This is a genomic window from Bacteroides thetaiotaomicron VPI-5482, from assembly GCF_000011065.1.
In the GTDB taxonomy this organism is placed as follows: Bacteria; Bacteroidota; Bacteroidia; order Bacteroidales; family Bacteroidaceae; genus Bacteroides; species Bacteroides thetaiotaomicron.
Genome location: NC_004663.1, coordinates 3,998,006 through 4,017,414, shown reverse-complemented (window position 1 = coordinate 4,017,414; position 19,409 = coordinate 3,998,006). Strand labels below are relative to the sequence as shown.

At 44.2% G+C, this 19,409-nt stretch carries 19 protein-coding genes; 12 read left to right on the top strand and 7 right to left on the bottom strand.

Annotation, left to right across the window (positions count from 1 at the left end; all coding sequences use genetic code 11):
• The first annotated feature begins 61 nt into the window (after window positions 1-61).
• The 9 genes from BT_RS15965 (at window position 62) to BT_RS15925 (ending at window position 7,393) form a co-directional block, all read left to right on the top strand.
• Window positions 62-277: a helix-turn-helix transcriptional regulator gene (locus tag BT_RS15965; protein ID WP_022251786.1), complete on the top strand. Its 216-nt coding sequence runs from the start codon at window positions 62-64 to the stop codon at window positions 275-277.
• Window positions 274-1,809 (top strand): RNA-binding domain-containing protein, encoded by a 1,536-nt coding sequence (locus BT_RS15960; protein WP_011108671.1) that lies wholly within the window; start codon window positions 274-276, stop codon window positions 1,807-1,809. The genes BT_RS15965 and BT_RS15960 overlap by 4 nt, the downstream gene beginning before the upstream one ends.
• A 7-nt stretch (window positions 1,810-1,816) precedes the next feature.
• Complete coding sequence (locus BT_RS15955; RefSeq protein WP_011108670.1) at window positions 1,817-2,587, top strand: hypothetical protein; 771 nt, start codon at window positions 1,817-1,819, stop codon at window positions 2,585-2,587.
• Window positions 2,535-3,008, top strand: coding sequence for a helix-turn-helix domain-containing protein (locus BT_RS15950; RefSeq protein WP_011108669.1), 474 nt, complete (start codon window positions 2,535-2,537; stop codon window positions 3,006-3,008). The genes BT_RS15955 and BT_RS15950 overlap by 53 nt, the downstream gene beginning before the upstream one ends.
• A 159-nt stretch (window positions 3,009-3,167) precedes the next feature.
• The gene (locus tag BT_RS15945) at window positions 3,168-3,422 is read left to right on the top strand and encodes a hypothetical protein (protein WP_174888214.1); all 255 of its coding nucleotides are present in this window, start codon (window positions 3,168-3,170) and stop codon (window positions 3,420-3,422) included.
• Between the two features lie 524 nt (window positions 3,423-3,946).
• Entirely contained in the window at window positions 3,947-4,933 is a 987-nt protein-coding gene (locus BT_RS15940) for a DUF6562 domain-containing protein (RefSeq protein WP_162303093.1), read from the top strand.
• Window positions 4,934-4,979: 46 nt separating this feature from the next.
• Window positions 4,980-6,167, top strand: a complete 1,188-nt coding sequence (locus tag BT_RS15935; protein ID WP_162303092.1) for a fimbrillin family protein — start codon at window positions 4,980-4,982, stop codon at window positions 6,165-6,167.
• Window positions 6,168-6,234: 67 nt separating this feature from the next.
• Window positions 6,235-6,975 (top strand): hypothetical protein, encoded by a 741-nt coding sequence (locus tag BT_RS15930; RefSeq protein WP_011108665.1) that lies wholly within the window; start codon window positions 6,235-6,237, stop codon window positions 6,973-6,975.
• The gene (locus tag BT_RS15925; RefSeq protein ID WP_011108664.1) at window positions 6,965-7,393 is read left to right on the top strand and encodes a hypothetical protein; all 429 of its coding nucleotides are present in this window, start codon (window positions 6,965-6,967) and stop codon (window positions 7,391-7,393) included. Before BT_RS15930 ends, BT_RS15925 begins: the two co-directional genes overlap by 11 nt.
• Window positions 7,394-7,676: 283 nt before the next feature.
• Here BT_RS15925 and BT_RS15920 read toward each other — a convergent pair whose 3' ends face one another.
• The 4 genes from BT_RS15920 to BT_RS15905 form a co-directional block, all read right to left on the bottom strand.
• A complete protein-coding gene (locus tag BT_RS15920; RefSeq protein ID WP_162303091.1) occupies window positions 7,677-8,429 on the bottom strand; it encodes a hypothetical protein in 753 nt (250 codons plus the stop codon).
• A gap of 35 nt (window positions 8,430-8,464) precedes the next feature.
• Window positions 8,465-9,415: a relaxase/mobilization nuclease domain-containing protein gene (locus BT_RS15915; protein ID WP_011108662.1), complete on the bottom strand. Its 951-nt coding sequence runs from the start codon at window positions 9,413-9,415 to the stop codon at window positions 8,465-8,467.
• Window positions 9,412-9,825, bottom strand: a complete 414-nt coding sequence (locus BT_RS15910; RefSeq protein WP_011108661.1) for a plasmid mobilization protein — start codon at window positions 9,823-9,825, stop codon at window positions 9,412-9,414. Before BT_RS15910 ends, BT_RS15915 begins: the two co-directional genes overlap by 4 nt.
• A 184-nt stretch (window positions 9,826-10,009) precedes the next feature.
• A complete protein-coding gene (locus BT_RS15905) occupies window positions 10,010-10,492 on the bottom strand; it encodes a DUF3408 domain-containing protein (RefSeq protein WP_007902100.1) in 483 nt (160 codons plus the stop codon).
• A 397-nt stretch (window positions 10,493-10,889) separates the two neighbouring features.
• Between BT_RS15905 and BT_RS15900 the strand changes: the two genes are divergently transcribed.
• Window positions 10,890-11,201, top strand: coding sequence for a helix-turn-helix domain-containing protein (locus BT_RS15900; RefSeq protein ID WP_008628599.1), 312 nt, complete (start codon window positions 10,890-10,892; stop codon window positions 11,199-11,201).
• Between the two features lie 82 nt (window positions 11,202-11,283).
• A complete protein-coding gene (locus BT_RS15895) occupies window positions 11,284-11,592 on the top strand; it encodes a helix-turn-helix domain-containing protein (protein WP_011108660.1) in 309 nt (102 codons plus the stop codon).
• 770 nt (window positions 11,593-12,362) lie between these two features.
• Here the strand turns inward: BT_RS15895 and BT_RS15890 are convergent.
• The 3 genes from BT_RS15890 to BT_RS15880 all read right to left on the bottom strand — a co-directional run bounded on the left by BT_RS15890 (window position 12,363) and on the right by BT_RS15880 (window position 15,229).
• The gene (locus BT_RS15890) at window positions 12,363-12,725 is read right to left on the bottom strand and encodes a hypothetical protein (protein ID WP_011108658.1); all 363 of its coding nucleotides are present in this window, start codon (window positions 12,723-12,725) and stop codon (window positions 12,363-12,365) included.
• On the bottom strand, window positions 12,722-13,933 hold the full coding sequence (locus BT_RS15885; protein WP_011108657.1) for a site-specific integrase: 1,212 nt from the start codon (window positions 13,931-13,933) through the stop codon (window positions 12,722-12,724). Before BT_RS15885 ends, BT_RS15890 begins: the two co-directional genes overlap by 4 nt.
• A gap of 63 nt (window positions 13,934-13,996) precedes the next feature.
• Complete coding sequence (locus tag BT_RS15880; RefSeq protein ID WP_011108656.1) at window positions 13,997-15,229, bottom strand: site-specific integrase; 1,233 nt, start codon at window positions 15,227-15,229, stop codon at window positions 13,997-13,999.
• Window positions 15,230-15,423: 194 nt separating this feature from the next.
• Between BT_RS15880 and BT_RS15875 the strand changes: the two genes are divergently transcribed.
• The gene (locus tag BT_RS15875) at window positions 15,424-19,239 is read left to right on the top strand and encodes a hybrid sensor histidine kinase/response regulator transcription factor (RefSeq protein ID WP_011108655.1); all 3,816 of its coding nucleotides are present in this window, start codon (window positions 15,424-15,426) and stop codon (window positions 19,237-19,239) included.
• The last annotated feature ends 170 nt before the right edge of the window (window positions 19,240-19,409 follow it).

Below are 19,409 nucleotides of genomic sequence, written 5' to 3'. Positions count from 1 at the left end.
CCTTTTTCTGAAATTATTTTCGTACTTTTGCAAGTGTATTTACCTATTTTATATATATAGTATGGCAAAGAAAGATGTAAACAGATTGAAAATAATGTTGGCAGTAACCAAGCGCTCAAACAAGTGGTTGGCAGAAATGTTGGGTAAAGACCAAGCAACCATTTCTAAATGGTGCACCAACACTTGCCAACCAGACTTGGAAACCTTAATACGGATTTCTGATTTGCTGAAAGTGGATGTAAACGATTTGTTGAATAAAGAATGTATCAAAGAATGATGGACGATATATTGAAACAGATAAAGGCTGGCGAGGTGTCGGGGGTGCAGTTCAAGGAACGCATTCTCGACAAATATGATATTGCCTGTGAGTTAGTGGCGTTCAGTAATTCACATGGCGGCAAGTTGGTAGTTGGTATAAAGGATAAGACCGGAGAAACCAATGCATTGTCGTATTCAGAGGTACAAGAAACAACCAACTTGTTGAGTGACATTGCTTCAGAAAACGTAGTGCCATCCATTCTGATAAAGATAGATACTGTTGAGGTCGAGGATGGCAACTTGGTTGTTGCTACTGTGAAGGAAGGACTCAACAAGCCTTATCATGACAACAAAGGAATCGTATGGGTGAAGAATGGTGCCGACAAGCGTAAAGTGTTCGATAATGCTGAACTTGCAGAAATGATGACCGACTGCGGTAGTTTTGCTCCTGACGAGGCTGGTGTTAGGGATGCAACTGTCAACGACCTTGATGCAACGACCATCAAGCAGTTTCTTGGCAACCGTTTTGAAAGAGTTTTGGATAAGAAAGGCTTGACAGGTGACGCTTTTAATGAAGCATCACTTGATATGATTTGCTCTGCCATAGCTAAGGGCCATGACTGTGAGAAGATACTTCGCAATCTGCGATTTATCCGTCCCGATGGCACACTGACTGTTGCTGCCATGCTTCTGTTTGGCAAATACACCCAGCGCTGGATGCCAATGATGACAGCCAAGTGTATCTGTTTTGCTGGCAACAGTGTTGGCAGCAAGGTGTTCCGTGACAAGGTGAATGATGCAGATATGGAGGGGAATCTGCTTCATCAATATGACACTATCATGGATTTCTTCACTCGTAACCTACATAATGTGCAGGTGGGAGATGAATTCAACAGCATGGGTAAGTTGGAAATACCTTACACAAGCTTGGTTGAGTTCACGGTAAACAGCCTTGTACACCGTTCGTTGAACATGAAAGCCCCTGTTCGCATTTTCATTTTCGACAATCGTGTGGAGATTCACAGTCCTGGTGCATTGCCTAACGGACTCACTATTGATGACATCAAGGCTGGAACTTCTATGCCTCGCAATACGTTCCTTTTTAACAATGCCATATACTTGCTGCCATACACTGGTGTAGGTAGCGGCATCACTCGTGCACTGGACGAAGATATTAATGTCACGTTTATGAATAATGACAAGGCACAGGAATTTGTCATCACGGTTTGGAGAGGAGAAAGTAACCAAGTCGAAGACTTAGACACTGGACTTAGACACTCTGACACCGACTTAGACACCGGACTTAGACACTCTGACACCGACTTAGACACTAAAAGGGTAACATTGACGAACAAGGAAAAGGATATTGTAAACTTCTGTTCCGTACCTCGTACAACCAAAGAGATACTTGACAGAATTGGTGTCAGTATGCATTCCAAGAACCGAGAGCGTTACATTACATCCCTTGTTGCAGCAGGGTATTTGCAGATGACTAATCCAGATAATCCTACAGCAAGTAATCAAAAATACAAGAAAGTAAACAAAAGATAAGAAGCGTATGGATTCATTATTTCTACTTCAGTTTGCATGTTTTATATTCATGCTCATCAATGCCTTCATCGTAGCACTCTCTCATCTGCATGTAAGATGGGAGAACAAGCGGTATGAGCGTTCTCGATGGATGATCGTTGCTGCCCTGATAGGACTGGCGATACAATATGTGCTGCAGATGACTTTCGGGTTCCGTGCTATGCACGATAATCTGGGGGCGGTCATCAACATCCTCCTCTATACCCCCTGCTTCTCGCTCATCTCCATAGGAATCTACAACATAGAAACCACCCGTGCTAACCTCAGAAAGATGATACTGATGTGTAGTGGCATTTATGCTGCCATCATTGTGGTCTTTTGCGTGGGTATCAGTCTCCATCATAGCCTGTATATCAGAGAGGGGCTTTATCTGATGCTGACTCTGTTTTGCGTAAGTGTTTTCTATTGCATATACATGATTATTCAGGAGATGATTAGGCGTAAAAATATGTTGGAGACAATGGCGGCAACGGATTTGTTGCCTTACGTGAGATATTCCCGAGCCAGTGTAATCATTCTATGGCTCGCAGTTCTCGCTATGCCAGTTGCCATCTTTTCTACTACCTTATTATATATAGTAGGTCCAGTCGTATTGCTTGCCTTGCTGTTCTTCAATCTTACGTTTATCGCTCTCGGCAGCAGTTATATCCCTACCGAAGAACTCTTGGATAAAGAAGTGGAAAACGATGCCTTGGTGGGAACAAAATATAGGTATGGGGGGGGGGGCACTTTCTGCTAAACAGCAGACCTCTGCTGATAGCAGAACAGAATCTTTACAATCACTTTCCGATGAGCGCAGAGATTTCATCCAGAAAAGTCTTGATGCATGGTGTGCGAATTTAGGATATAAGGACAGTACTGTGAATATGCTTACCCTCTCTCGCACACTTTGTATCTCCAAGGATGAGTTATCTGTATTCTTCGACCAGTATCTGAAAACTACATTCAGAATATGGCTTGGTGATATACGTTTCAATGCGGCAAAGAAGATGATGTTGGAATTTCCAGACTATAGTAATGACATTATTTCTGCCGAGTGTGGCTTCTCTGCCCGTACCTATCTGTACCGGATATTCAAGTCAAAGGAAGGTTGTACGCCTACCGAATGGCGAGAAGAACAAGTTGCAAATGCAGCACCAGATGATAAAAAACAGGATTAACCATTTTTCAATAAATATCAGAAAAACGCATAATAAAAGGGAATAAATCGTTAAAATGGGTGTCTACTTCGTAGGAAGTAGACACATTGACAGGGGAATGCGCCTCCTTTTTTGGTTGAAAAACACTATCTTTGTGCCATGAAAGAAATAATAGAAACTATGCCAAGAATAGAATTAGCCCTGATCATCATCGGGGTGTTTGTACTCATATTAGGTATTATCTTGGGATATGCCATGATACATGAGTACAGGATGTATCTTGAGAATCATTGGAAGGCTCGCTATAGCTTCTGCGATTTCATCAAGAGGGAGAGATTCTATATCTATCTGTTTCTCGGATTGACTTTTGTCGTTATTTTGGGAATCACAGTATATATAATGGCAATGAGAGAACAGGTGTCGCTCAGTGGATAATGCCGCTGCATAGTGGTAAGATTCGACAGAACGCACAAAAGTATTTATTTTTACAAGAAATTATTAATTCAAAAACAAAAGATATGAAAATGAATTATGTAAAAATGAGATGGCTTGTTCATTCCTCTATGGGGCAGCCGTGCCGTGACTGAAAAAGAAATAAAGTAGAACCAAAGACGATGAATACGAAAAGAAGATACATCTATCTGAAGATATGTATGCTGGTCATGTTCGTGTGGCTGACAGCCTGCAACCGTGACCCGCACGAGGGAGAGAGGGGGTTGACCGTAGCCATCGACAACACCCAATGTCCAGACGTGCCCATCGGAGCAATCAAGCTCTACATCTACGGCACGGGGGGAAACCTCTACGCCACCTACAACTATGCGGACGCACGGGGCATTGCTTCCGTCCTGCATCCCTTAGAAGCCGGACACTACACGGTAGCGGTGGTCATCAATGCGGACGAAGAAGCGGCGGAGACCTCCACCCTCACTGCCCTGCACGAGTGGTTAGAGATAGAGATGAGCCACGAGACCAACCTGCTTTCGGGCATAGCGGAGGTGAATGTGACGGAGGACGGCATCAGCCCTGTCACCGTCTTCCTGCAGCGGGGTGTTTTCACGCTGTCCACGCTCCGTCTGCAGCTCACGCTGCCCGCCCCGAAACTGCCGGATTACACACCAGAGAAGAGCAAGACTCGTGCCGCCGGAACCGCCAATACAATAAGGTGTGTGGCAGAACTCTGCAAGGCAGGCACGGACATCGTGGTGCTTCACAAAGCCGTGACACCCGTCCCGCAAGCTGACGGCACATATCTCGTGGAGCTTGAATTGGCAGAAGGCTCTTACGACCTGCGCCTGTGGACGGACTATGCCCGCGCTGACAATCCGCTTGCCGACACATTTTATCATACGGAAAGCCTGAAAGCAGTGACCATCGTCACGAAGCCATACACGGCGAACACCGATGCCAAGGATGCGGCGTACTATAACAAAAGTGACATCACGTTGTCCAAAGAGGGCGCAACAATGAATGTGCAACTCCAACGCCCATTGGCAAAGTACCGCCTCATAGCCAAAGACGTAGAAAACTACCGCAAGCTGATGGAAGCGAAGCCAGATATATACCCCCCGTTGAAGAATCTGACGGTAAAGGTTCTGTATGAGGGATATTTCCCCTCTGGATTTAATGTTTCTACAGGAAAACCAAATGATGCCGTAGGTGGTATAAGTTACTCGCAGGTATCACTTCATTATAATGATGTTGACAATGAGGTTTTGTTAGGCGGCGATTGGGTGTTGGTAAATGGAACAGAGTCACTTGTCAATGTTACAGTTACCGTAACCGACAACCTTGGCAATACGTTATGTCGTGCTTCGGGTGTTAAGATAAATTACCGAAATAGCCACCTTACGACAGTGTATGGCAATTTTCTTACGGCTGGCATCAACAAGGGCGGCATCGACATAAATACCGAATGGAGCGGAATATACAATGTGTGGTTTTAAGTAACAAGTAAATATACAATTAGAAAATTAAATATACAATTAGAAAATGATTAAAAAAGTTTTTTTGATGCTGGGCATCGCAGCGATGCTGGCATCGTGCAGTCAGAACGAGGAGTTGTTTACCGACAAGGGAAACAACACAGTACAACAGATGACTTTCACACTCGCAACCGACGAGAAGCCCCAAACACGAGCTGCCACGGATGGCTTGCGTTATGTGGTTGCTGTCTATGATGAGACTGGTAAGACAGAAGTAAAGCAGGAAACAACTTTCGAAAACAACTGCTTTACCATCTTGTTGCATCCGGGTACATACAAGTGTCTTTTTTGGGCAGACCATGGCAGTACGAACTATGACGCAACGGACTTGAAAAGTGTGAAAGACTTGAAAAGCACTAAGGCAGATGCCAATGCCGAGGCTTTTTATGCAAGCCAATCGGTTAAAGTCAGCAATGGCAATCATGTAAACGTCACGCTGAATCGTGCTGTAGCCAAAGTGATTTTGAGGGAAACCGATGAGTTGGAGACTGGAAGCATGACCGTGACTTATAGCCGCCCAACGAGCTTCAATGTGGCAGACGGTAAGACAACAGGGACAGAATCTGACACCAAGACACTGTCCATCAAAAAAGAAATACAAGGGACAACCGATTCTCCTGTGGAAATAGGCAGTTTCTACGTGTTGGCAAGTGCGGATGAGGCAAACCTTGACAATTTCATTACACAGCACAATGAAGAAGAAAAAAAGACGATAAGTAATGTACCCGTACAAGCTAACTATCAGACTTACATCACAGGAAGGTATGGCGCAAAGGTCAACCAGCAATTCTTTATAGATGTCAATACCACCTGGAGTACTTCGGACAAGGAAGGTAAGTTGCTGAATGTTAATGTTAATGTTAATGATAACTACACACTTGTCAAGGATAACGTCAGTTATGACTGCATCGTTTTCTCTTCTACCGGCACTTCTGCCATCGTAGTCTGCAAGACCAAACAGGCGAGAGCTGAAAACAAAGAGGCAGCCGCAACAAAGGCAGAGGCTATCGGAGGACGGCTCGTCACCTTTGCAGAATTTAAACTTTTATGTGATGCAGGGCTAATAAAAGATTCTACTGCTGATTATTATTGTTTTGATTATGGACGATGCTGGTATCTTCATGGTCAAAGTGGTCATGACGGTTTAGTAGAAAAAAATCTAGATTATTATGTAGCTTTTGATATAACAAAATAAATAATCATGCGTGGACGGAGTATCCGTCCACGTCTGACACATTCAATAATTTTAAACGTAAACAATTATGAATGATTTCAAGAATCAATGGCTCAGAAAGAGGACTTTCGCCATTCCTGCCTCGCGACTGACGGGCAGGCTGACAACATTGAAATCGGACGTTCCTGCTGCCGACTCGCTCTTCTGGAAGTTGTGGAACGGTAGTCTCGACACGGCGGTGCAGGTGTTGCAGACCGATTACTTCAAAGGCATCGCAGCCGGGACGCTCGACCCCAACGCCTACGGCTCGCTTATGGTGCAGGACGGCTACTATTGCTTCCGTGGGCGTGATGACTATGCCACAGCCGCCACTTGTGCGCAGGATGAGACATTGCGTGAGTTCTTCAAGGCAAAGGCAAAGAGCTACGACGAATACAACGAGACGTACCATCAGACGTGGCATCTGCGTGAGGCTTCGGGACTGATACCCGGCACGGACATCAAGGACTATGCCGACTATGAAGCATACGTGGCAGGCTCACTTGCCTCGCCCTATATGTGCGTAGTGATGCTGCCCTGCGAGTACCTGTGGCCTTGGATAGCCAACTTCCTCGATGGCTACACGCCCACAAACAGCCTCTACCGTTTTTGGATAGAATGGAACGGAGGTACGCCAAACGGTGCTTACCAGATGGGGAACATGCTGGAACAGTACCGTGACAAAATAGACGAGGACAAGGCTGTGGAGATATTCAACACCGCCATGAACTATGAACTGAAAGTATTCACATCATCAACCATCCTAACAACTATAGAAAATGGAAAATAAAAAGAATGACAATCAGCAACCAACAGTTGCATCGGCTCATCACCCTTTCTATCTCGGGGAAATGAAAAAGGGGATGTTCGCCTGCTGGACCGTTACCACGCAATGCTGTGACGATACGAAAGTTACAATCCTTGACGATACGGGTAAGGTTTATGCCACCTATACCAAGGCTTTCACGCAAAGCCATAACCTGACATTGCTGGGACAGGGCAACGCTATAATCGAAGGAAATGAACTGAGGGTATACGTTGATTCCTCTATGTCGTCACAATTGATAGCGAGTACCAACACGCACTTAATAAATGACCTCAATGCCCGAAAAGTGGGAGCTGTCACAGACATCTGCATAGAAGACCAGACGGACAACGATTTTAATGATGTTTACATCAATGTAGTGGCGTGGAACAAGAAAGGCTGATTTTCGTCTTCCACAAAACGATTGAAAAAAAACAAGCTAGGGGAGACTGTCTGAAAAGATGCAGTCCCCCCTAAATTCCGCAACTTTTTAATTTAAGATTTTTTTAAGTACTGGAGCAACTTTTGTTGCTCAGGATTTTGTCAAGTCAAAGAATTCACTTATATTAGTGTTGCAAAAATAGAAAAAGAGATACATCAGAACCTCCCACTATATAGAAAAGTCTGCTATATAATGGGAGGTTGAATTGCATTATACACCTCTAAATTACTAATAGTTCCGTTGTCTAACGATTGCCAAAATTACTTTTAATCTCTTTAGACTCTCGCAATAGGCGATTGGCAATGCTGTCTTTATAAGCTGCTATTTCTATCATTTCATAATGGTGGCGGACAGAATCCTCATAAGCAGTAATACGATTTCTCACATTCTCAATAACTTCTTTATTTGGGCATACAGAAAAGTTCTTTTCGATGTATCGAACATTGGGGTCATCGGATGGAAGCACCATCTTCAAAGCCCGATACTTCAAATCTGCCTCCTCCCAATCTTGATGCTCTCGCCATTGGGTGAGATTGCCCCAAATGGAGAGAACAAGAGATAGAGCCAAGCCACCAATGAAAAGAAGAACAGACTTTGAAGTTGGCTCGAAGCGATGAGTCACTACTTTCTTCAGAGGTGTATTACCCATTGCGTGAAGTTTGTCCTGCACATTTTTTGAAGTGGCATTCAGCTCTTGTTTCACCTGATTAATTGCATCAAACAAGAGTTTACTTCGCTGTTCATCTTTGCTTGCTTCTTTCTTGGTAAGGTCGGTAAAGATGCAGATAGCCTCTCTTAATCTTGCCAATTTGTCAATAGCCTCCCCTTCTTTTACTGATACAGAAAGGATGGCTTTTTCAAGTTTGCTTGTGTCAATACTTGCAGGGCTGAGAACTGTTTTCGCTCCTGCGTTCTTAGGTGAGGCAGAAAGTTCATCAACTTTCTGCTCCAATCTCTCAACTGTGCCGTAGATGGCCTCCAACATTTCTTCTTTCATATTTCTTTTGTTGTTTGAATGGTTTGTAACTTGCATCAAAGGCTAAAGCCTCTTCTGCGTTTCTTCTTTTTCTTCTTGGCTGATTCATCCTCTGGGAAAGACTCAAAGGTTTGAGCGTTGGCAGAAGCAAAAAGTCCAATGGAAGAAATACCATCCCAAGGGTCTTGGCAGTTCTCCGACATGAATGGCACCTGCTCATTCTTGCGACAGCCCTGCTCATATTGCTGAGCAGAATTGGCTCTTGTTGATACATGGTTTTCCGTTCCTTCAAACTTTGCATTCAACTTGCCAAAGCTGTATTCTCTGCAAATCTGCGTACCTTTGAAACTATATCCATCCTTGCAGAATCGGATGCCTTGAACCTTGGTTTGCGCCTTGTCCTTATAGACAAACTCCAAGTGAACACCTCGTTTTGCAAGTTCGCTTCTGAGCTTTTCCCAACTATCTGCCATTTTCAATGCGTCCTTAACAGCATTGTGAATCTCATATTTGGCTCGCTCGGCATTGCGTAATTTACGAGTATTAGTATTGCTCTTGTCCGTTCCGTAAGTAAGTCCATATTTGGATTTAAGAGCCTTGGTCACCTGCTCATTACGCCTGTAATCATTCCTGTCTGATATGAGTTTGCTCTCATTGTTGATGCGGTTATACACGATATGACAATGTGGATTATCCGCGTTGTGATGCCTTATGATGATGAATTGGGTTTTAGTGATGCCCATCATCTGCATGTATTCAATGGCTATCTTAGTCATGAACTCATCCGTCAAACGTGGCTTATCCTCGGGCTTGAAGCTCAATGCAATGTGTCCTACAGGCTTCTTAATCCTTGGATTTAGCTGCCTCTGTAGCTCGAAACTTTGCGTTATCTCGGCATTCGTACCGAGCAACACGCCATCCGAGGCGATGATTTTCGCCTCATCCTTGCCTGTAACATAGCGGATGCAACCACCAAATGAGCTGCCCTTCTTTAGCTTGCCTATCATGTGGTATCCTCCTTTCTGCCCATACTGCTTGGCTTCGGTTTATAACTTGCTTGGCGATACTCGTCAAGGATTTCTTTCAATCTTCTCAACAAGTCCACCACATATACATGGGTCTCATGGAAACCTCTCTGATGCGACAGGTTGGCAAGTTGGTTGAGGTTGTTCGCCATACCGATGAGGTTCTTGGCAATGGCAACCGTCTCTGCATTGTGTCCGCTGACCACCTCGCCGTTCAAGGCGGACTCACGGATATACTCCGCCAACTTGCGATTGGCTTTTCTTGCCCTCAGTTTCAATGCCTCATAGCTTGGCTTTGAGAACTTCACCGTGACAGACTTCGACAGCTTGCGAACCCTGCCCGTGGGCGGTCTTCCGCCCTTTCTCTTGTCTTGTTCCTGTACGTTTGTCATTCGATACACTGTTTACAGTTGGTACACTCACTTTCTGCGACCGTCGGGAGCAAAATTCCTCCGCCCTCATGGTGGAGCGAGGCGTTTTGGGGTTCCCAAAACATAACCTCGCTCCCTCTCAGAACACGTTAGTTGGAACTACTGCCTTTCAGCTATCCACGCCCAAGGTCGCAGACCTTAATTCTCACAATTTGCGCCAAGCCTCGAAGTCCTCTTCATAAAGGCTTAGGTGGTGGCGCACGATGTTCTCGATGATGCCCGATACGCTCATGCGTCTCCCTCCGAGGATGCGGACGACACGATCAAGACGGTCTCGTACATCGGAACTGACGAAGACTGGCTTGCGGTCGTCAATCCTTGGAACTTGGAGGAAGGTCTGCTGATACTCCTCTAATGTCGCCTTGCGCTGCTTGCCACTGATGCGCTTCTGCGGATTCGGTGGCGATTGAGCCTCGTTCGTTGATGTTTCCTCTCTATAGGGAGTTGTTGCAGCAACTTTCTCTACAATTGCTCTCAACTCTGGGTTCTCTACATCATCATAGAGAGAATTACAACTACTTGGATTGGCTTTGTTGCCATACGTAGAGGGTTTAACAAAATCCAAATACTCTTTTTCCATCAGCTCCTTTTGCCCAGGAGTCAAGACTGCATCTTTTGTTTTTGCCATAACTTACATTGTTTAAATTGTTGGTATAGTGGTCACGGTTTGCACCATTGACCGATTGTCGGGTGCAAAGTAAGTGTACTGAGTGCAGTCATGCAACTGATTGGGTGTAACGTGGCAATTTAGTTGTGGCTTGCTTATTTGCATACCGAGATAGCTGTGAGAACTTCAACGTATTTCTCAACTCATCATTGTTCATGTATTCGTTGCAGTCGTGCAAGTTTTTCTTGTTGCTTTTGGCGTTGAAGTCGGCAAACCCCGGCAACATACTGCCACAGAAATTGAAAACGCTTGTTTTTAGATTGCCGTGCCTTATCTTTGCACTCACAAACGTGGAGCACAGCATATGCGTGGAGCTTTGCGACATATAACATAGTATTAACTTAGAAAAAAGAAAAGTATGGGATTCATCGTATTCGAGGAAGAGGCATTCAACTATCTTGATGCCCAGTTGGAGAATTTCGTGAAGCGCATGGACAGAATCCGTGAGCGCAGTGAGGACAAGACCATGAACAAGTGGCTCGACACGCAGGACGTGTGTCAGACGCTCAACATCTGCCCACGGACAGTGCAGACGCTTCGGGACAACGGAACTTTGGCTTATACACAAATCAGCCACAAGACCTACTACAAGCCGGAGGACGTGATGGCTATCGTAGCAGTAGTGGAGGACAGGAAAAAGGACATGCGCTTTCGCAAGCGCACAGGATAGGCTGTCAATATACAACAGCCACTTTATCCAATGCAGCAAGTAAACCGAGTAACGTAAGTATCAACAATAAAACGAGACAACTATGAGCAATGAAGTAATGACAAGAAACAGCGAGTGGATGAACCACATCGTGAACCACCTCAACCGAATGGTTGACAATTTTGAACGTGCCGTGATGAACTACCGCCCCATGCTTGGCGGTGAGCGGTTCATGACGGACAAGGAGCTTTGCGCCAGGCAGCAACTGAGCCGAAGAACCCTGCAGGACTACCGAAACAACGGTGTCATCCCGTATATCCAGCTTGGCGGAAAGATACTCTACCGCGAGTCCGACATTCAGAAGATTCTGATGGCTAACTATCGTGAGGCGTACAGAATGAAGGGCTTGTAGGAGAAATACATGTCCTTGATGAGTGGGGTGAAATGAACAAGGCGACAACGTATAACTTACCGAGTATGGCTGTTATAGGTTGTCGCCTCGTTTTATTGGCTATACCGAGTTGTTCGTGTTTGCCGTGTATCATTTGTGTTACCTGTATAAATCTAATACCATGCTAAAACACACTGCGGTGGTTCGCCCAAGTGGCTGGAGGCGCAAAGCCTCCAAGGAACGTTGCTTGAAGGATTCCTATACAATTAGGAATCATCTCTCTTCATTCTTTTGCATTACATACTACTCATGCAATGCCAAAATATCAATATGCACCAAAATATTATATAGACTATGGAGATAAGAAAAAACACCTTTTTCTTCTTCGATTTTAAAAGGTGAAGTACAAATCCACTATAAATGGAAAAAACAGGTATTATAAGTATTTTAAACCATCCTATAACATCATAATATGAATAAAAAAAAGTACAAGCGTATGTTGCCCAGTACAAACATATCACAAATGCCATTACAAATTTCAAAAAGACAAATGTCACTTGTTTGTTTTTTAGGTACAATAGGAAATATGCTATAGGAACAACTGTTGCAAATAGCATATCTCCTCTCCATATTATATAAAAATCCAAAAGGCTCATTTTAGTTCATTATTTGTTTAATATTGCAATTTTAGAGAAATAAATAGAATAAAGCAAATGAATTTAAAACCTTTATAAAATTTTAATAAATATTGGTTTTCAAGGAATAGAGATCATTGATGAAAAATGTAATTGCTACACCATTATATTCTTCGACCACAGGCAGACCAACTTCGGGCGGTTGGTCTGCTTTTTGATGATGGCTTGCATGATGAACTCCCGAAAGGCTCTGCTCTCAATGCTGTTAATACGGAAGGCTACCGCAATGACGAGTTCAAGGCTATACACATCATAGCTGATGCGGTCGTTCTTCCTGACATGACGGCGTACACCCTGCTCTTTCAGAATGCCATCCTTGAATATAGCCTTGACAGCCTTGCGCACATAGCAGCCGAACACATTATACATGTCGGCAATCTCCTGCATGGTCATCCATACAGTATCGGTCGGTATGGATACCGTTCCGCTCTCGCTGATAGTTATAACTCCTCTGTTCATTTTCCAATAGTTTTTTCGTTCGATAATCTGTTCATTTCTCGCTTGGCAATAAGCTTATCCATGTCATTTGAAATCTTCTGCTCCGTCACCTGCGCATAGACCTGTGTGCTTGTAATGTCTGCGTGTCCCATCATCTTGGCTATGCTGCCGATGGGAATGTCCTCGTTGAGCATCAAGACTCCGAATGTATGGCGGCTGGCGTGGAATCCCAACTTATTACTTATGCCAAGCACCATTCCAAGGGTATGCACATCAAGATAGATGTCTTTCTTCTCACCCAGTGGAAAAACAGGCTTGCTGTCGTCCGTGGTATTGTAGAGCGAAAGAATCTTCTCGGCTATCGGATGGAGTGGCACGAAGAACTCCACGCCTGTCTTCTCTCTTTCCTTGCGGATGAACTTCCTACCCTCGGAGTTCTCACTGATATGGCGAGGGTACAGTTTCTTTACATCTATATAGGATAAGGAGGTGAGCGAGGCAAAAATGAAACATCTGCGTGCAAGCTCCGTTCGCTCATCAGCCATCGGGGTAGAGAGCATCTTGATGAAGTCTGCCTTGCTGATATGGGTCATCTTCGGGGCTGCCTTCTTCTCATACCCTATCTTGGCTATGGGATTGAAGCGGATAATGCTCCTGTCCACTGCCTTGTACATCAACATGTTCAGCCAGAGAAGGCAATGGTTTACGTAGCTGTCGATGCGTCCCTGGTCTCGTTTCAGGAATAGCTTGTATTCCTCCCCGAAATTCTCGTCTATGTCCTCAAAGGCGATGTCGTCCTTATCCAACGAATGGACAAAGTCTCTCAGATTCTTCTGCCATGTCCGCTTGTGCAGAAAGGTTTGTCTGGCTTTTGCGGTTCGATACCATTCCACGATGGTATCACCAAAGCTCAGCAAGAACCTTCCTGTCGTGTCCTTGTCCTTCAACACAGCCTTCAGCATTTCCACGGTGATGATGCCGTTGGCGACAAGAAGTGCGTTGTACTTGTCCTTGATTTCATCGAGGAAACTTGCCAATCGTCCGTTGTCCCTTGCGTTCCGTACCTCTCCCTTCTTGGCGTTCCACTCCTGTGGGGTACAGGATATGCCTGTGGAAATGGCAGCACTTTTGCCGTCAACGGTGATGCGGCAAAGTATGTTGGCTGTTCCGTCTGCCTTTACCTTCTGTCTGTTGATGTAAGGCAAAATTGAAAATGTACTTCTGCTCATAGTTGTTGTCCTTATAATATAATAATGTGGTTGAACTGTGAAAAGAAAAGTTGAAAGCCTTGTTCATAATGCGAGAACGAAGTCCTTCTCGGTTGCAGCGATGAACTTGTCCATGTCCTCAAACAGCTTCTTTTGGGTTACTCTCGCATACCGCTGCGTCATCTTCACATCCTTGTGACCGAGCATCTTGCAGATGGTCTCCATCGGCACACCAGCCTCCAGCGTAATGAGGCTGGCGAACGAGTGTCGTCCCGAATGGTAGGAATAGGTCTTGCTCGTTTCCGCCAACTTGCAGATGGTGATGAGATCGATACGAACACGATTCGTGCTCAGCAATGGGAAAAGGGTATCTCTTGCCTCGTCCTCGTATTTCGCCATCAGCTCCAACGCCTCGGGCAGGAGTTTCACCCTGGCAAGTGTTCCGGTCTTCTTGCGGTTATAGACGAGCCATTTGTCGCCATCCTCCAACACCTTGACATTGGCTTTCGTGATGGAAACGGTGTCTATGAAGGCTGTTCCTGCATAGCAGGCGAAAAGAAACAGGTCACGGCTAACGGATAGTCTCGGCTTGTCTTCGGGCAGTTCCACATCACGGATTTTTATGAAATCAGACATGCTGAGAGCCTTGGGTGTCATAACCTTTGGAGTGCCAACCCGATAATGGGCGAACAGCAGGTTCTTGCACAAGCCTCGCTCAAAGGCGATGCGGCACATCTTCTTGAAGAGCGACACATAGATGGTGATGGTTCCTGATGAAAAGCCTTTCTCGTCAAGCAAGTAATGGTGAAAGTCACTGATGAAAGGCTCGGTCAGCTGTCCGAAAGCCAAATCAGTCAACCTATACTTCTCCCCGATGAACTCAGCGAGATTCTTGCGAATCTTTCTGTAAGTCCAGACACTGCTCTTCGACATATCGATGCCCTCATGTGTGCTGAGTTCACTGATATGCTCGTCCACGAAGGAGAGAAGGGTGGTCTGTGTCTTGACGCTGCCCTGCAAGGCCTCCTTGACATCCTTAGCCTCGAAGTCCGTTCTCTTTTCCACAAGCACATCGAAAGCCTTTTGGATGGAAAGCAACAACTGCCCGATGTCCTTGTTGGTTTCCACGGCTTCCTTGCTCTTGCCCTCCAATCGGCTGGCACGAGGATTCCAAAGCGATGGAGTGCAAGACAACTTGCAGGAGAACTGCGCCATAGTCCTGTTCACTGTGATGCGTCCCATGATGGGAGCTTTTCCATTCTTGTCCATTCCGCTCTTTTTTAGGTAGAGCAACACCTTGAATTTTTCGATTTTCATAACGCTTACATTTTGAGTGTGCAAATATAATCATTTTGTAAGCGTTCCTTGATACGCAAAACATTGAGAATCAGCGCAATAAAATCCGTTGATGCACAAAGTTGCCTTTCCGCATTGTTACCTGCTTTGCATAGGTAACTGTGGCTCACGATTTAGTAACTGAACTACTTCAATATTCCTCACTCGCTTGCTTTATGCCGATTTGGCAACTTTGTGCAAATCTGCTCATTCCCAACTGTTTACGTTCCAACCTCTCTTATTCTCCTTTGACTGCTTTAGAGCTTTATGTTAATATATATAATCCGGCGGTCGATGTATTTAAACGTTTCAAAATAGCTTCATCAGAAGGGATAACTCTTGATAACTGGGTAGCGGAAATTCTGTCTGATTCACTAGATAATATTTGGGTGTTGATTCCTGATCAGGGACTTTTTCGTTATAAAGACGGAAAGGTACATCATTATTCATTGATAGATAAAGACAATTTAAAAAATAATAATCCGGAATGTATTTGTATCAATGAGCAGGGCGAAGTATGGGTAGGTACATCAGGAATAGGTTTATTCAAGTACAATTATCGGGATGATAATTTTGAACAATATTTGACAGACCGAATGGGACGTTCGTTAATTGACAAAACAATTATAAGTATTTGTTTTCAGAAAGAAAATGCTATTTTGGGAATACATGAAGGAGATTTGCTGAAATATAATACTCGAACAGATGAGTTGAGTGAAGTTTCGTTCCTTGGTGAGAAAAAAACATTTTTGCGAGATGTAATGTGTTTTGGAGATGAAATTTGGGTAGGTTCTCTTCATGGAATTTTCATTATTAATGAGAAAGAAAATAATGTTATTCATTTGAAAGAAGACCTGATGCGTTCATTTAGTTTATCGGATAATAGTATTTATTCTATTTATAAAGATTATGAAGGAGGAATTTGGATTGGAACAATGTTTGGAGGTGTCAACTATCTGCCTAATCGTATCTTGACTTTTGCTAAATATGTACCGGGAAGCGATTCATATTCTTTAAATACCAAACGTATCCGTGGATTGGCAGAAGATAATAATGGGTGTATTTGGATAGGTACTGAAGATAATGGTGTTAATGTATTGGATCCTCGAACAGGTAAAGTACATCAGATATATGATAATGTTCCAGGTCGTCTCATTACACTATCAGTAAAACATTATGAAAATCATATATATGTTGGATTATTTAAACAAGGAATGAATGATATTAGTATACCTGGTGAACATCTTAAATACGTCAGTGATAAGGATTTGGGTATTGAAGAAGGAAGTGTATATAGTTTTTTAAAAGATAGTAAAGGTCGTACTTGGATAGGACCTGGGTGGGGATTATATGTATCACAACCTAAGGAAAGGAAATTTCACCGTGTGGAAGAAGTAGGATATAACTGGGTTTTCGATATAATGGAGGCTAGAGATGGTACAATTTGGCTTGCTACTATGGGAAATGGTGTTTGGAAATGTGATCCTAAGAATAATTCTTATAAGAATTATTCTTATAAGGAAGGAGTTGACAACTCTCTAAGCTCCAACTCCGTCAGCTCCATCATGCAGGACAGTAAAGGGAATATATGGTTCTCTACCGACCGTGGTGGTATATGCAGATATAATGAAGCGCAGGACAACTTTACCACTTTCAGTATTGAAGACGGACTACCGGATGACGTAGCTTACAACATATTGGAAGATGATGCCGGAAATCTGTGGTTTGGCACCAATAAAGGATTGGTCAAGTTCAATCCCGAGAGTGGAGATGTACGTGTCTTTACCAATAAGGACGGATTGCTGGGTAATCAGTTCAATTATCAATCGGCATTGAAAGCTCAGGATGGAAGGTTCTACTTCGGAGGGGTGGACGGATTGATCGCGTTCGATCCTACTGTTCAGGAGGAGGAAAAGCCGCTTCCGCCTGTTTACATTTCCAAGTTCAGTATATATAATAAGGAGGTGACGGTGCATACTCCTGAATCACCCCTGAAACAATGTATTGTACATACGGATGAAATCGTCCTGCCTTACGACCAGGCCAATATAAGCTTTGATGTGGCATTGCTCAGCTACTCTACGGCCGAGTCCAACCAATACTATTATCGTATGGAACCGCTTGACAGGGATTGGGTACGGGCAGCCAGCAACCAGAACATCTCGTATGCCAAACTTCCGCCGGGAAAATACACCTTCCGTGTGCAGGCTACTCACGGCAGCAAGTCCGAGTCGTCCACACGCTCTCTGTCTATTATCATTCTTCCTCCGTGGTGGCAGTCTATCATTGCTTACATTGTATATACCGTATGTATTATCCTGATCGTGGTTGGCACCATCTTATGGTACAAACGCCGCAAGGAGAAACAACTGGAAGAACGGCAAAAGCTGTTCGAGATCGAAAAGGAGAAGGAACTGTACGAATCCAAAGTGGACTTCTTCACAGAGATAGCGCACGAAGTGCGTACCCCTTTGACACTGATCAACGGTCCTCTCGAAGCCATTGAGGAAATGGAGATACAGGAGCCCAAGATGAAGAAGTATATCAGTGTGATGGTCCAGAACACCAAACGCCTGCTGGAACTTACCGGACAACTGCTGGACTTCCAGAAGATCGGTGCCAACAAGCTGACCATGAAATTTGAGAGCGTGGACATTACCGAACTTCTTGCCGGAATCGTGGCACGCTTTGAAGTGACGTTCAGCCTGAACCGGAAAGAATTGCAGTTAAAATCGACAGATGAGCAGGTGTGGGCAGCTGTAGATAAAGAAGCAATCACCAAGATACTGAGCAACCTGCTCAATAATGCGCTGAAGTATGCTAGCCAGAATGTACTGGTAGAACTGGAAAAGGGAGAAGACAGCTTTACGATTCGTGTCACCAGTGATGGAAACAAGATTCCGGCCGAAGTCAGCCAATATATATTCGAACCGTTCTATCAGGTGGACAGAAAGGAGAAGCCCCGTAATGGAGTAGGCATCGGCTTGTCTCTGGCACGTTCGTTGGCATCCCTGCACAAAGGCACGATCTATCTGGATACCCGTCAGGAAAACAATATGTTTGTACTGACCATTCCTTTGAATATGGAGGGCATTAAACAGGAGAACAACAAAGCCATACAGAAAGACATTGTCGAGCTGGACGAACATACGCCCGTCACGGCCGATATGTATGGATATACCCTTCTGTTGGTAGAAGACAACGAAAGTATGCTGACCTTTATTCTCGAACGCTTGCAGGAAAACTTCACCGTAGAGACAGCGATGAACGGGGTAGAAGCACTGGAAATATTGAGAAGCAGCCATATCGACTTGATCATCAGTGATATCATGATGCCTGTAATGGACGGATACCAACTCTGCAAGGAAGTAAAATCGGATATGGAGCTTTCTCATATTCCTATTATCTTCCTGACAGCCAAGAATGACATCGACAGCAAAATCAACGGTCTGAAATATGGTGCGGAAGCATACGTTGAGAAACCTTTCTCTTTCAATTATCTGAAAGAACAAGTCCTGTCCTTGCTTGACAACAGGCGCAGGGAAAGAGAAGCCTTTGCGAAACGCCCCTTCTTCTCTGTCAACAATATGCAGATGAACAAGGCGGACGAGGAATTTATGAATAAAGTGATCAAGGTCATTGAAGATAACATAACCGATGATAATTTCGGTGTAGAACGGATGGCGGATATACTCTGCATGAGTCGTTCTAGTTTGTTAAGGAAAATCAAGACACTGTTCAACTTGTCTCCGCTCGATTTTATCCGGTTGATCAAGTTGAAAAAGGCAGCCGAGTTTATCCAGGAAGGTAAATACCGGATCGGAGATATCTGCTATATGGTCGGCATCAATTCGCCGTCTTATTTCAGCAAGTTATTCCTGAAACAATTCGGCATGACACCCAAAGATTTTGAGAAACAATATCAATCCGGCAAGCAGATCATTATCACGCAGGAGATAAAGAATGTCGAGGCAGGAGAGGGCACAAAATAGATAAAATACCTCTTTTAGCCCGCATTGGAGCTTATTTGCCGTATTTTTATCATTTTTTGAATCGTTTGTATATAGTAAAGGAGATGCCAATCCTTACCTTTGTGGCATACCTCAATAAGAGAAAAAGGTTTCTTATTCGGGTATGCTTTATTTTTTTACATAAGAACATT

What these genes read in the sequence shown, in the direction of transcription:
- BT_RS15905 (WP_007902100.1), bottom strand. Translation starts at nt 10,492, where the DNA reads ATGGCAAAAACAAAAGATGCAGTCTTGACTCCTGGGCAAAAGGAGCTG.
- BT_RS15950 (WP_011108669.1), top strand. Translation starts at nt 2,535, where the DNA reads ATGCCTTGGTGGGAACAAAATATAGGTATGGGGGGGGGGGCACTTTCT.
- BT_RS15965 (WP_022251786.1), top strand. Translation starts at nt 62, where the DNA reads ATGGCAAAGAAAGATGTAAACAGATTGAAAATAATGTTGGCAGTAACC.
- BT_RS15885 (WP_011108657.1), bottom strand. Translation starts at nt 13,933, where the DNA reads ATGAGCAGAAGTACATTTTCAATTTTGCCTTACATCAACAGACAGAAG.
- BT_RS15960 (WP_011108671.1), top strand. Translation starts at nt 274, where the DNA reads ATGATGGACGATATATTGAAACAGATAAAGGCTGGCGAGGTGTCGGGG.
- BT_RS15915 (WP_011108662.1), bottom strand. Translation starts at nt 9,415, where the DNA reads ATGATAGGCAAGCTAAAGAAGGGCAGCTCATTTGGTGGTTGCATCCGC.
- BT_RS15930 (WP_011108665.1), top strand. Translation starts at nt 6,235, where the DNA reads ATGAATGATTTCAAGAATCAATGGCTCAGAAAGAGGACTTTCGCCATT.
- BT_RS15940 (WP_162303093.1), top strand. Translation starts at nt 3,947, where the DNA reads ATGAGCCACGAGACCAACCTGCTTTCGGGCATAGCGGAGGTGAATGTG.
- BT_RS15880 (WP_011108656.1), bottom strand. Translation starts at nt 15,229, where the DNA reads ATGAAAATCGAAAAATTCAAGGTGTTGCTCTACCTAAAAAAGAGCGGA.
- BT_RS15945 (WP_174888214.1), top strand. Translation starts at nt 3,168, where the DNA reads ATGCCAAGAATAGAATTAGCCCTGATCATCATCGGGGTGTTTGTACTC.
- BT_RS15875 (WP_011108655.1), top strand. Translation starts at nt 15,424, where the DNA reads ATGCCGATTTGGCAACTTTGTGCAAATCTGCTCATTCCCAACTGTTTA.
- BT_RS15955 (WP_011108670.1), top strand. Translation starts at nt 1,817, where the DNA reads ATGGATTCATTATTTCTACTTCAGTTTGCATGTTTTATATTCATGCTC.
- BT_RS15890 (WP_011108658.1), bottom strand. Translation starts at nt 12,725, where the DNA reads ATGAACAGAGGAGTTATAACTATCAGCGAGAGCGGAACGGTATCCATA.
- BT_RS15920 (WP_162303091.1), bottom strand. Translation starts at nt 8,429, where the DNA reads ATGAAAGAAGAAATGTTGGAGGCCATCTACGGCACAGTTGAGAGATTG.
- BT_RS15900 (WP_008628599.1), top strand. Translation starts at nt 10,890, where the DNA reads ATGGGATTCATCGTATTCGAGGAAGAGGCATTCAACTATCTTGATGCC.
- BT_RS15925 (WP_011108664.1), top strand. Translation starts at nt 6,965, where the DNA reads ATGGAAAATAAAAAGAATGACAATCAGCAACCAACAGTTGCATCGGCT.
- BT_RS15895 (WP_011108660.1), top strand. Translation starts at nt 11,284, where the DNA reads ATGAGCAATGAAGTAATGACAAGAAACAGCGAGTGGATGAACCACATC.
- BT_RS15910 (WP_011108661.1), bottom strand. Translation starts at nt 9,825, where the DNA reads ATGACAAACGTACAGGAACAAGACAAGAGAAAGGGCGGAAGACCGCCC.
- BT_RS15935 (WP_162303092.1), top strand. Translation starts at nt 4,980, where the DNA reads ATGATTAAAAAAGTTTTTTTGATGCTGGGCATCGCAGCGATGCTGGCA.